Annotated in this window: 9 protein-coding genes; 7 read left to right on the top strand and 2 right to left on the bottom strand. The window is 66.8% G+C overall.

The window, feature by feature from the left end; translation table 11 throughout:
* Positions 1-41 precede the first annotated feature (41 nt).
* Positions 42-1,889, top strand: coding sequence for a DNA helicase RecQ (gene recQ, locus ACFOOL_RS09495; RefSeq protein ID WP_380096720.1), 1,848 nt, complete (start codon positions 42-44; stop codon positions 1,887-1,889).
* A gap of 76 nt (positions 1,890-1,965) precedes the next feature.
* Positions 1,966-2,955 carry a heparan-alpha-glucosaminide N-acetyltransferase gene (locus tag ACFOOL_RS09490; RefSeq protein WP_380096719.1) on the top strand — a complete coding sequence of 330 codons (990 nt, stop codon included), beginning with the start codon at positions 1,966-1,968 and terminating at the stop codon, positions 2,953-2,955.
* A gap of 10 nt (positions 2,956-2,965) precedes the next feature.
* Here the strand turns inward: ACFOOL_RS09490 and ACFOOL_RS09485 are convergent, their stop codons facing one another.
* Together ACFOOL_RS09485 and ACFOOL_RS09480 are read right to left on the bottom strand one after the other, a co-directional pair.
* On the bottom strand, positions 2,966-4,864 hold the full coding sequence (locus ACFOOL_RS09485; protein WP_380096718.1) for an ABC transporter ATP-binding protein: 1,899 nt from the start codon (positions 4,862-4,864) through the stop codon (positions 2,966-2,968).
* Positions 4,861-6,618, bottom strand: coding sequence for an ABC transporter ATP-binding protein (locus ACFOOL_RS09480; protein WP_380096717.1), 1,758 nt, complete (start codon positions 6,616-6,618; stop codon positions 4,861-4,863). Before ACFOOL_RS09480 ends, ACFOOL_RS09485 begins: the two co-directional genes overlap by 4 nt.
* 384 nt (positions 6,619-7,002) lie before the next feature.
* Between ACFOOL_RS09480 and ACFOOL_RS09475 the strand changes: the two genes are divergently transcribed.
* The 5 genes from ACFOOL_RS09475 (at position 7,003) to ACFOOL_RS09455 (ending at position 11,835) form a co-directional block, all read left to right on the top strand.
* Entirely contained in the window at positions 7,003-7,914 is a 912-nt protein-coding gene (locus ACFOOL_RS09475; RefSeq protein ID WP_380096716.1) for a LysR family transcriptional regulator, read from the top strand.
* Between the two features lie 154 nt (positions 7,915-8,068).
* Entirely contained in the window at positions 8,069-8,992 is a 924-nt protein-coding gene (locus tag ACFOOL_RS09470) for a siderophore ABC transporter substrate-binding protein (RefSeq protein WP_380096715.1), read from the top strand.
* A gap of 136 nt (positions 8,993-9,128) precedes the next feature.
* Positions 9,129-10,091: an ABC transporter permease gene (locus tag ACFOOL_RS09465; protein ID WP_380096714.1), complete on the top strand. Its 963-nt coding sequence runs from the start codon at positions 9,129-9,131 to the stop codon at positions 10,089-10,091.
* The gene (locus tag ACFOOL_RS09460; RefSeq protein ID WP_380096713.1) at positions 10,088-11,080 is read left to right on the top strand and encodes an iron chelate uptake ABC transporter family permease subunit; all 993 of its coding nucleotides are present in this window, start codon (positions 10,088-10,090) and stop codon (positions 11,078-11,080) included. Before ACFOOL_RS09465 ends, ACFOOL_RS09460 begins: the two co-directional genes overlap by 4 nt.
* Positions 11,077-11,835, top strand: a complete 759-nt coding sequence (locus ACFOOL_RS09455) for an iron ABC transporter ATP-binding protein (RefSeq protein ID WP_380096712.1) — start codon at positions 11,077-11,079, stop codon at positions 11,833-11,835. Before ACFOOL_RS09460 ends, ACFOOL_RS09455 begins: the two co-directional genes overlap by 4 nt.
* The last annotated feature ends 367 nt before the right edge of the window (positions 11,836-12,202 follow it).

Below are 12,202 nucleotides of genomic sequence, written 5' to 3'. Positions count from 1 at the left end.
ACCCGATTGCCTATGCGGGCGCCCCATGATTCAAAGGGCGGGTGGAAGCCCTTGAGTCGACCGATCTGTTTTCGCCCCAGCGCCATGAGCGGCCGACGCCGCTCGGCGTGCTGCGCGATATTTTCGGCCATCGCGAATTCCGCGGCCAGCAGGAAGAGGTCATCGACCACGTCGCCTCGGGGGGCGATGCGGTGGTGCTGTTCCCCACCGGGGCGGGCAAGTCGATGTGCTACCAGATCCCCGCCATCTGCCGGCCGGGGGTGGGCATCGTCGTTTCGCCGCTGATCGCCTTGATGCGCGACCAGGTGGAGGCGCTGCGGCAGGCGGGCGTCGCCGCGGCGGCGCTCAATTCCTCGCTCGGCCCCGAGGAAGCGGCCCAGGTGCGCCGGCAATTGCGGCGCGGCGAGCTGGACCTGCTCTATGTCGCCCCCGAGCGGGTGGCCACGCCCGGCTTCGCCAATATGCTGGCCGACACCCGGATCGGGCTGTTCGCCATCGACGAGGCCCATTGCGTCAGCCAGTGGGGCCATGATTTCCGCCCCGAATATCGCGAGCTCATCCATCTGGTCGAGCTGTTTCCCGGCGTGCCGCGCATCGCGCTCACCGCCACCGCCGACCCCACCACCCGCGAGGACATCATCGAGCGGCTGGGGCTCGAGCAGGCGCGGGTCTTCACCAGCAGCTTCGACCGGCCCAATATCTCCTATTCCATCCTCGAGCGCGACCGGCCGCGCGAGCAATTGCTGGATTTCCTTGCCGGCCACAAGGGCGAGAGCGGCATCGTCTATTGCCTCAGCCGCGCCAAGGTCGAGGACGTGGCCGACTGGCTCGGCGGCAAGGGCATCCGCGCCCTGCCCTATCACGCCGGCATGAGCGCCGAATTGCGCAGCGCCAACCAGGACGCCTTCCTCAAGGAGGAGGGGCTGTGCCTCGTGGCCACCGTCGCCTTCGGCATGGGCATCGACAAGCCGGATGTGCGCTATGTCGCCCATATGGACCTGCCCGCCTCCATCGAGGCCTATTACCAGGAGACCGGCCGCGCCGGACGCGACGGCCAGCCGGCCGATGCCTGGATGAGCTATGGCATGGCCGATGTGGTGCAGCGCCGCCGCATGATCGACGAGGGCAATGCGCCCGACGAGATCAAGCGGCTCGAGCACGGCAAGCTGAACGCGCTGCTGGGCGTGTGCGAAACCGCCTCCTGCCGCCGCCAGGCGATCCTCAGCCATTTCGGCGAGGCCCATGACGGGCGCTGCGGCAATTGCGACACCTGCCGCTCGCCGGTGGAAAGCTGGGACGGCACCGAGGCCGCCATCAAGGCCATGGCCGCCATCTACCGCACCGGCATGCGCTTCGGGGCCGCCCATGTCATCGACGTGCTGCTGGGCAAGGAGACGGAGAAGATCCAGCGCTTCGGCCATCAGCACCAGAAGGTGTTCGGGCAGGGCCGCGAGCTGGACGCCCGCTCCTGGCAGTCGGTGCTGCGCCAATTGACCGCCATGGGCCTCATCGTGGTCGACCACGCCCATCACGGCGCGCTGACCTTGGCCGAGGGCGCCCATGCCGTGTTCAAGCGCGAGCGCGTCGTCACCCTGCGCAAGGATCGGCCGAAAAAGGCGGTCGAGGTGCGCCGCTCGCTGGCCAAGGCCGTCAGCATCCCCGAGCACGCCCAGCCGCTTTTCGACGCCCTGCGCGAGGAAAGGCTGCGCATCGCCCGCTCCCAGGGCGTGCCGCCCTATGTCATCTTCCACGATTCCACCCTGCGGGCCATGGCGCTGGCCCGGCCGCTGCATCCGCACGACATGCTCAACCTGCCCGGCGTCGGCCAGGGCAAGCTCGACCGCTATGGCGAGGCGTTCCTGGCGGTGGTGGCCGGTCACGAGGGATAGCGGCATGGCGATCCCCCCTCACCCGTCCCGCGCCAGGCGCGATCCACCCCAAGGGCCGGATGAGGGGGGCTTTTCTATGACCGCGCCGACATCGAAACGCCCCCGCCTGCCCGTCATCGACATCGCCCGCGGCGTCGCCATCGTGGCCATGGCGATCTATCACCTGTGTTGGGACCTGTCTTATTTCCGCTTCATTCCGGTGGATGTGGGCTACGATCCGGGCTGGGTGCTGTTCGCGCGCTCGATCCTGTTTTCCTTCATGGTGCTGGTCGGCATCGGCCTGGTCCTCGCCCATGGCGAGGGGGTGCGCTGGCGCGGCTTCCGGCGGCGCCTCGCCTTCATCGCCGGCGGGGCGGCGCTGATCACGCTGGGCACCTGGCTCACCTTTCCCGAGAGCTTCGTCTATTTCGGCGTGCTGCACGCCATCGCGCTGTTCAGCCTCATCGCCCTGCCCTTCGTCTTCACCCCGCTGTGGCTGACCGGCCTGGTCGGGGCGCTGGCCGTCGCCCTGCCGTTTTTCTTTTCCGACCCGCTCTACGACCAGAAATGGTTTTCCTGGATCGGCTTCTGGGTGGTGCCGCCGCCCACCAACGACCTGGTGCCGGTATTCCCCTGGTTCGGGGTCACGCTATTCGGCGTCGTCCTCGCCCGGCTGCTGCGCGGCTCCGCCCTCGAAGACCGGCTCGCCGCCATCCGCCCACGGCATGTCGCGGCGCGGGCGCTGGGCTGGATGGGGCGCTGGGCCCTCGTCATCTATCTGGTGCACCAGCCGCTGCTCTTGGCGGTCATCGCCCCGCTCGGCATGGCGCTGGGCAGCCAGGAGGCCGGCCGCGAGCTGGATTTCCTCTCTTCCTGCCAGGCCAGTTGCGAGGCCACCGGAACCACGGCGGCGCTGTGCGCCACCTATTGCCAGTGCGGGCTCGAGGGCATCGCGCGCGACGATCTGTGGGAGCCGGTCTTCACCGGCCTCGTCTCGGCCGAGGAGCAGAGAAAGCTCGATGCCAATAACCGGCAATGTTCGGCGCTGATCTATCCCGAACTGGAGGATGCGCCGGCGGTAGAATAGGGGACGGCGTTCACGTGCTCGCCGCGCGGGCATTGGCCTGGGTCACCAACTCGTCGGGAATGTCGTCGAAGCTGGCATAGTTCATGTTGTAGAGCCGCGAATAGAGCCCGCCCAGTTCCATGAGCTGGTCGTGATTGCCTTCCTCGATCTTCTCGCCGTTCTGCAGCACGATGATGCGGTCGGCGCCGCGAATGGTGGCCAGGCGATGGGCGATCACCATGCCGGTGCGGCCGCGCAGCAGGGTTTCGAGCGCCTTCTGGATCTGCCGCTCGGTATAGGAGTCGATATTGGCGGTGGCCTCGTCCAGCACCAGGATCTTGGCGTCGGCCACCAGCGCCCGGGCGAAGCTGAGCAATTGCCGCTGGCCCAGCGACAGATTGGAGCCGCGCTGCTCGAGCATGGTGTCGTAGCCGTCGGCGAAGCGCGAGATGAAATCGTGCGCCCCCACCGCCCGGGCGGCGGCGACCACATCCTCGCGGGTGGCCGACGCCTTGTTGTAGCGGATGTTCTCGAGAATGGTGCCGGTGAACAGGAACGGCTCCTGCAGCACCATGGCCACCTGCTCGCCCAGGCTTTCCTGGGTCACGTCGCGCACGTCGTGCCCGCCCACCAGCACCGCCCCCTGCTGCACCTCGTAGAAGCGGTGCACCAGGGCCATGGCGCTGGTCTTGCCCGAGCCGGTGGGGCCGACCACCGCCACCGTCTCGCCCGGATTGACGCGGAAGGAGACGTGCTTGAGCACGGGGCGCTTCGGGTCGTAGCCGAAGACCACGTCGCGGAACTCCACCGAGCCGTCCATGTCGGCGGTCAGGGCCACCGCGTCGGGCTTGTCGGCGATCAGCACCGGCAGGTCCAGCACCTCGGTGATGCGGCGGCCCGAGGTCATGGCGCGCTGCATGATCGAATATTGCATGGTGAGCGAGCGGATCGGGTCGAAGAAGCGCTGGATATAGAAGATGAAGGCGACGATGACGCCCACCTGCAGGGAACCGTTGAGCACCATGGCGCCGCCCACCACCACCACGGTCGCCATGGAGATGCCGGTCAGGCTGTCGACGATGGGCACCATGACCTGGGCGTAGCGCGAGCCGGTGAGCTGGGTGCGCAGGTTCTGGTGCGCCTTGTCGTCATAAAGGTCGAAATTGACCTTCTGGCGGTCGAGATTCTGCACGGTGCGCACGCCGTTGATGCCCTCGGCCATGGCGCCGTTGGTGAGCGAATTGGTCTCGTGCGCGGCCCAGAAGGCGCGCTTGGCCGGCGGCAGCCAGAAGATGCGCACGATGAACAGCACCGGCATGGTGAGCAGGGTCAGCAGCCCCAACCACGGATCGAGGCCCAGCAGCACGGCGATGATGCCGAACAGCAGCACCAGATCGCCCACCGAGATCACCGAGGTTTCGAGGAATTCCTGCATGGAGCTGACGTCGCCCTGCAGGCGGCTCATCAGCCGGCCCACCTCGGTCTTGTCCATATAGCTCAGCGATACGCGCTGGAGCTGGGCGAACATGGCCCGCCGCATGTCGAACAGGACGTTTTCGGCCACCTGGCCCACCTGGGTTTCCTGCACATAGGAGGCGCCGAAATTGAATAGCACCGCCACGGCGAAGGCCGCGGCCGCCCAATAGAGATTGGCCGGATCGCCGCCCGCCACCATGCTGGAATCGATGGCGTTGCCGATGATCAGCGGAATGGCCAGTTGCGTCGCGGTGAATGCCAGCACCGCCACCACGGAGAGATAGATCTTGCTCCGATAGGGCCGCACGAAAGCCCAGATGCGGCGCACGGTCTGCGGGTCGTAGGCCTTGCCGAAGACCTCTTCCTCGATCTGGTGGCTGCCCACCGAGGCGCGGGGCGGGCGCTGGCCGGGAAAGGCGGCGGTTTCGCGGTCGTCCTGATCGGTAATGCTCATTGGGCGGCCCTTTCGATATCGTCGGCGGGACGCGTCTGCAGGTCGTAGAGCGCCCGGTAGCGCCCGCCCTGTTCGAGCAGTTCCTCATGGGTGCCGCGCTCGACGACGCGCCCGTCCTCGAGGAACAGGATGAGATCGGCGTGCATGAGCGAGGACAGGCGATGGGCGATCACCAGCGTCACCCGGTCCTTGGCGTAGCGGCGGATGGCGCTGCGGATGCGGTGTTCGGTGCCCGCGTCGATGGCGGCGGTGGAATCGTCGAACACCATCACCGCGGGCTTGAGCACCAGGGCGCGGGCGATGGAGAGGCGCTGGCGCTGGCCGCCCGAGAGCGACACGCCGCGCTCGCCCACCACCGTGTCGTAGTCGGCCGGCAGGCCCATGATGTAATTGTGCAGTTGCGCGCTTTCGGCCGCCCGCTCGATCTTGCGCTCCTTGGCCCAGGGATCGCCATAGGCGATATTGTTCTCGATGGTGGTGGTGAACAGGAACGTGTCCTGCTGCACCACGGCCACGGAACGGCGCAGGCTTTGCAGCGTCACCTCGCGCACATCCTGGCCATCGAGGGTGATGCGCCCCCCGGTGACGTCGTAAAAGCGCGGGATGAGATGGGCGAGGGTGGACTTGCCGCTGCCCGGCGCGCCGACGATGCCGATGGTCTGGCCGGCCCGGCCCTCGAAGCTGATGCCGTTGAGGGTGGGGTGGCTGGCGCCGGGATAGGTGAAATGCACGTCCTCGAAGCGCAGCGTGCCCTCGGTGATTTCGAGCGGCGTCGCGCCGGGCCGGTCCTCGATCTCGACCTGGGCGTCGAGAAAGGCGAAGAAGCGGTCCCCGCAGGTGGAGGCGCGGGCGAAGGAGTTGACCATGAGGCCGAGCTGGCGCACCGGCATCTGCAGAATGGTCATGAAGGTGAGGAAGGAGGCGAGCGTGCCCACGCTCATTTCCCCGGCGATCACCTTGCCCCCGCCCACCAGCAGCACCAGCCCCATGGCGGCGAAGAACGAGAAGGTCATCATCGAGGTATTGGTCACGCGCACCTTGACGCGCCTATGGGCCAGCGCCAGCGCCTCCTGGGAGGCGGCGTCGAACTTGCGCAACTCGAATTCCTGCCCGGAAAAGGCGCGCACCACGCGGATGCCCCCCAGATTCTCCTCCATGATGCGGGTGAGGACCGAGAGCTTTTCCTGCAGGACCAGCCAGGTGGCGCGCAGGGTGAGCTGGGCCACCGAGGAGCGCCAGGCCACGAAGGGCACGAAGCTCAGGGCCAGAAAGGCCAGCACCATATCGGTGGTGAACAGCATATAGGCGCCCACCCCGATCAGCACGGTCAGCAGCACCATGCGCACGAGGCCGGTGGAAAAGAACATGCGCAACCCGTCCAGGTCGAGCAGGCCCACGGTGATCAAATCGCCCGAATGGACGCGGTCGTGATAGGAATAGGAGAGCTTTTGCACCTTGTCGTAGAAAGCCAGCCGCAATTCGTAGCCCACATGGTGGCCGACGCTTTCCGCGAAATAGTTCTGCAACAGCGTGAACAGGCCCCGCGCCACCGAAACCGCCAGCAGGGTCAGGGCCGTCCAGAGCAGCGCCTGCTCGGCGCCCTCGGCCATCGTGCTCAGCACGTTCTGGGCCTGGTCGACCGCCTGGCCGAGCAGGCGGGGAATGGAAAGCTGCAATATCGCCGCGATGACGGTGGCGCCGATGGCGATGCCGGCCCGCCAATAGTGCCGCAGTGAAAAAAGAATAACCCGCATGAGCGACCCCCTGCCCTTTCCGGCATAGGCGGCCGCAACATGGGTCCGAGCATCGCCGCGCGTAGGACCGCGGCCAGCCTTGAGGGTCGTCAAGGGAGTGTCCAGACATCAGTTACGTGGGACCCGGCGGCAAGACGGTGGGGCCGTCGGCCTTAAATCGGGCAAATCAAACTCGCTCCGCTATAAGAGGCGCAATATGGCTACCATTCAAGATGCTATTTGAGCAAAAAATGCAAATCATGGCGCGGTTTGATGACAGCGGCATGACCGCGGCCCGTCCGCCGCGCCGCGCCGGGGCGCCGCCTTCATCGGCATTTTCGGTTTCCCGCGCGGATTGCCCTTGGCACTGGTGGGCGAATGGGTATGGTGCCGGTGGGAGACGACATGGCATCTTTCGACAGCGTCACGGCGCGCCTCATCCTGTTGCTGGCCGAGACCGGCTCGATCGGCCGCGCCGCCGAGCGCGAGGGCATTGCCTCTTCCGCCGTCAGCCGGCGGGTATCCGACCTCGAGGCCCGGCTGGGCGTGGTGCTGTTCGACCGCTCGGCCCATGGCGTGCGGCTGACCAGCGCCGGGGAGGCCTATGCCGGGGGCTGCCGCACCGTGCTCAGCGCCATCGCCGATCTCGACACCATCATGGCCGATTTCAGCTCGGGCCAGCGCGGCAGCCTGCGGCTGGCCTGCACCGGCTCGGCGCTCACCGGGCGCCTCCCCGAACTGCTGGCCAAATTCGCCGAAAAATATCCCGGCATCGTGCTGTCCATCGGCGAGACGGGCGCGGCCAAGGCCTTGCTGGCGCTGGACGAGGGAAGGGCCGACATCGCCATCGTGTCGGACAATTACGATTTCACCCGTTTCGAGATCCGCCCCTTCGAGGACGAGCGGGTCTGGGTGCTGGCGCCGCCCGACCACCCCCTGGCGGCCCGGATCGGGCCGCGCCGGGCCATCGCCTTCGAGACGGTGCTGCCCCATGCCATCGTGGGCATCCATCAGGCCGGCTCGCTCGACCGGCTGCTGGCGGAGGCGGCCGGCAAGGCCGGCAGGCCGCTGACCGAGGCGCTGCGCGTCGAGAGCTTCCCGGCCCTGGTGCGCATGGTGGAGGCGGGTTTCGGCATCGGCTTTCTGCGCTCGACGAGCCTGCATCTGCTGGCGGGCACGGATCTGGTCTGCGCGCCGCTGGCCGATCCCTGGGCGATGCGGCAGCTTCTCGTCGCCCGGCGCAGATCCAGCCCGCTCTCGGCGGCGATGAAGAGCTTCATCGCGCTGGCCGGGGAGACCTATCTGCCCGCGAGCTGAGACGGCCCGGCGCATGGCGGTTCAGGGCCGCAATCGAAATAAGACCAAACGCGTCATGTTATCCTTTGACTCGCTGCCCGTCCGAGTCTAGGAAGCCGCCAAGCGCCGCTAAAACCTGTGGCGCGAGATCAGCAATCTGGATGGGATGACTTCCGTGAGCTCGCTTTTCCGTACCACCGCCTTCGTTGCAGCCCTTTTCGCCGGCACCGTCGCGCTGGCCCCCGCCACCTTCGCGCAGGACAAGGTGATCACGCATCCGCAGGGCGAAACCACCGTCAGCGGCGTGCCCTCCGTCGTGCTGACCCAGGACTGGGCGGTGTTCGACGATCTGGACGCGCTGGGCGTTGCCGTGGCCGGCGTGCCCTCCTCCAACGCCCCCTCCTATCTGGACGGCAAGGTCGCCGCCGACGCCCTGCAGATCGGCTCGCTGTTCGAGCCCGATTTCGAGGGCATCGCCGCTTCCGAAGCCGATATCTATTTCGTCGCCGGCCGTTCCGCCGCCGCCTATGGCACCGCCAAGGACATCCTCCCCACCGTCGATCTGTCGGTCAACAATGGCAGCATCATCGAGGGCGTCGAGCACAATCTGGCCACGCTGGGCGAGATCTTCGGCCTCGAGGACAAGGCCGCCGAGCTCACCGCGGCGCTCGAGGCCAAGGTCGCCGAGGCCCGGGCCGCCGCCCAGGGCAAGGGCACGGCGCTGGTGCTGGTCACCAATGCCGGCAAGCTGGGCGTCTATGGCCCGGATTCGCGCGTGTCCTGGGTCTATAACGAGATCGGCATGCCCTCGGCCCTCGACGCGGTCAAGGACGGCGACCATGGCGGCGATGCGGTGTCGTTCGAATTCCTGCTCGAGGTAAACCCCGACTGGGTGTTCGTGGTCGACCGCGACGCCGGCACCGGCGAGAACTCGGGCGCCGCCGCGGCGCTGCTGGATAACGAATTGTTCAACCAGACCACCGCCGCCCAGCAGGGCCACATCGTTTATCTCGACCCGCAGGCCTCCTATATCTCCATGCACGGCTATCAGGGCGTGATGCTGCTGCTCGACCAGGTGCTGGACGGCCTCAACGGCTGACCGACCCGATCCGCGCATGCCTCGGTCCGCTGCGCCTCCTTCCCCCGGTGGGGAGGGAGGCGCAGTCTCGATAGCGGCGCGGCTCCGGCGAGCCGCCGGGTTTTCTTTTTCCTCGTTTCGCCCCATACGGTTTTTCGTGCCTGCACTCATCCTCGCCTTCGCAATCACATTGGTCCTGGCCGCCGTCAGCCTGTTCGTCGGCGTCAGCGACGTGTCGCTGGCCTCGCTCCTGGCCGGCGGGGCGGAAGGGCGCGCGCTCGAAGTGCTGCTGATCAGCCGCATTCCGCGCACCCTGGCGCTGGTGCTGGCGGGGGCGTCCATGGCCATTGCGGGCCTGGTCATGCAGATGGTGGTGCGCAACCGCTTCGTCGAGCCCTCCACCACCGGCACCACCGAATCGGCGGCGCTGGGCTTTCTCGTCGTCACCCTGTTCGCCCCCGGCTGGCCGCTCATGGCCAAGATGGGGGTTTCGGCGCTGTTCGCGCTGGGCGGCACGGCGCTGTTCCTGCGCATCCTGCGGGTGGTGCCGCTGCGTGACGTGCTGCTGGTGCCGCTGGTGGGCATCATGCTGGGCGGGGTCATCGGCGCGTTCACCGCCTTCATCGCCTATCGCGCCAATCTCATGGCCTCGCTGCTGGCCTGGAACATGGGCGATTTCTCCGGCGTGCTGCGCGGGCGCTACGAGTTGCTCTGGCTGGGCCTGGTGTGCTGCGCGCTGGCCTATATCGCCGCCGACCGCTTCACCGTGGCGGGCATGGGCAAGGACTTCACCACCAATCTGGGGCTCAACTATCAGCGCGTCATGGCGCTGGGCCTCGTCATCGTCTCGGTGGTCAGCGCCGTGGTGCTGGTCTCGGTGGGGTCCATCCCGTTCCTGGGGCTGATCGTGCCCAATCTGGTCAGCCTGATGATCGGGGACAATATGCGCCGCACCGTGCCCTGGGTGGCCATAGGCGGCGCCGGCATGGTGCTGGCCTGCGACATCATCGGCCGGCTCATCCGCTTTCCCTACGAAATCCCCATCGCCGTGGTCATGGGCGTGGTGGGCAGCGCCATCTTCCTTTATCTGCTGCTGCGCACGCCGAGGGGCGCGACATGACCGATACCACGCTCGAGGCGGCCCCCTCGCCGCGCCGGCTGAGCCGCCCGGCCCTGGTGCTGATCGGGCTGACGCTGCTCGCCCTCGTCTCCATCGTGCTGTTCATGACCCTGGGCGCCCGGGGAAGCTGGAGCTTCGTGCTGTCCTTCCGCGGCAAGAAGCTGCTCTCGCTGCTGCTCGTGGCCTATTCGGTGGCCATCTCCACCGTGCTGTTCCAGACCGTCACCAACAACCGCATCCTCACCCCCTCGATCATGGGGTTCGACGCGCTCTATGTGCTAATCAAGACCGCCGTGGTGTTCTTCCTCGGCGTGGGCGCGCTCGTCGCCATCGACAGCCAGGTCCAGTTCCTCGTCGAGGTGCTGGTGATGATCGGGTTTTCGGGCCTGCTGTTCCGCTGGTTGTTCCTGGGGGAAGAGCGGAGCCTGCATCTATTGGTGCTGGTCGGCATCATCTTCGGCATATTGTTCCGCTCGCTCTCCCAGCTCATGCAGCGCATGCTTGATCCGGGCGCCTTCAACGTCCTGCAGGACACGCTGTTCGCCAGCTTCGCCACCACCGACCCCACGCTCCTGGGCATTTCCACCATCATCGTGGCGGCGGCGAGCCTGGTCGGCTGGCGGCTGATGCACACCTATGACGTGCTCTCGCTCGGGCGCGCCACGGCGATCAATCTGGGCGTCGAATACAAGCGCACCGTCGCCATCATCCTGGTGCTCGTCGCCGTGCTGGTCTCGGTCTCCACCGCCCTGGTCGGGCCGGTCACCTTTTTCGGCCTGCTGGTGGCGACGCTCGCCCATTCGCTGGTGGGCAATTCCAAGCACCGCTATGTTCTTCCCGCCGCCGTCCTGTTGGGCATCATCGCCCTGGTGGGCGGCCAGACGCTGCTGGAGCGCGTCTTCGCCTTCGATACGGCCCTGTCGATCATCATCGAATTTCTGGGCGGCATCGTCTTCATCCTGCTCGTGCTGAGGAGATCGGCCCGATGATCGTCACCGCCAACGTCACCAAGAGCTATGGCGAAAGCTGCGTGGTCGACGGGGTTTCGCTGGAGCTGCCCAAGGGCGGCATCACCTCCATCATCGGCCCCAACGGCGCCGGCAAGTCCACCCTGCTCTCCATCGTCAGCCGCCTGATGGCCATGGACCGGGGCACCGTCACCGTGGGCGGGCTCGACGTCACCCGGACGCCCAGCGACGAACTGGCCCGGCGCCTGTCGATCCTGCGCCAGGACAACCACATGACCGCGCGCCTCACCGTGCGCGATCTCGTCTCCTTCGGCCGCTATCCCCATTCCAAGGGGCGCCCGACGCTGGAGGACAAGGACCATATCGAGCGCGCCATCGGCTATCTCGACCTGGGCGCGCTGGCCGACCGGTTCCTCGACGAACTCTCGGGCGGGCAGCGCCAGCGCGCCTTCGTCGCCATGGTGCTGGCGCAGGACACCGACTATGTGCTGCTCGACGAGCCGCTCAACAATCTCGACATGAAACATGCCATGAGCATGATGAAGCTGCTGCGCCGGGCGGCGAACGATCTGGGCAAGACCGTGGTTCTGGTCCTGCACGACATCAATTTCGCCTCCTGGTATTCCGACCATATCGTGGCGATGAAACTGGGCAAGGTCGCGGCCCAGGGCCCGTCCGCCGAAATGATCCGCCCCGAAGTGCTCTCCGACATCTACGAGATGGAGATCAAGGTCCACGAGATCGGCGGCCAGCTCATCAGCGTCTATTACGGCTAGGTGTTTGATCCCGACGGAATCGGCCCCTTCGCCTCCCTCCCCCTTGAGGGCTTCGAACTGTCCCGTAGGGTCAATCGCTCCGGTGGAGCGATTGAAGGTGAGAAGGCCATGAGAGCTATGCTCGAATGGCTGGGCCAGGGTGGGGGTTCGGGATTGTCCGGGAGTCCGATCAATTCATCGAGAAAATCGATGGCGCGGAACCCCCACCCCTAGAGCCTTTCACTGTCAAGCGGATCAGCGCTTTCTTGCTCCCCTCCCCCTTGAGGGGAGGGGTCGGGGGTGGGGGTCCTTCGGTGCTCCGCCAAACCCACCCCCTCCCCAACCCTCCCCTCAAGGGGGAGGGAGCACTGGTCGCCGATTCCGTCAA

Source organism: Devosia honganensis (assembly GCF_042648785.1).
GTDB lineage: Bacteria > Pseudomonadota > Alphaproteobacteria > Rhizobiales > Devosiaceae > Devosia > Devosia honganensis.
Note: the sequence above shows the minus strand (reverse complement) of the source record. Positions and strands in the feature narration are given on the sequence as shown.

Bases quoted from the DNA above. Each gene is read 5' to 3' on its own strand.
- ACFOOL_RS09480 (WP_380096717.1), bottom strand. From the start codon at position 6,618: ATGCGGGTTATTCTTTTTTCACTGCGGCACTATTGGCGGGCCGGCATC.
- ACFOOL_RS09485 (WP_380096718.1), bottom strand. From the start codon at position 4,864: ATGAGCATTACCGATCAGGACGACCGCGAAACCGCCGCCTTTCCCGGC.
- ACFOOL_RS09475 (WP_380096716.1), top strand. From the start codon at position 7,003: ATGGCATCTTTCGACAGCGTCACGGCGCGCCTCATCCTGTTGCTGGCC.
- ACFOOL_RS09455 (WP_380096712.1), top strand. From the start codon at position 11,077: ATGATCGTCACCGCCAACGTCACCAAGAGCTATGGCGAAAGCTGCGTG.
- ACFOOL_RS09490 (WP_380096719.1), top strand. From the start codon at position 1,966: ATGACCGCGCCGACATCGAAACGCCCCCGCCTGCCCGTCATCGACATC.
- ACFOOL_RS09460 (WP_380096713.1), top strand. From the start codon at position 10,088: ATGACCGATACCACGCTCGAGGCGGCCCCCTCGCCGCGCCGGCTGAGC.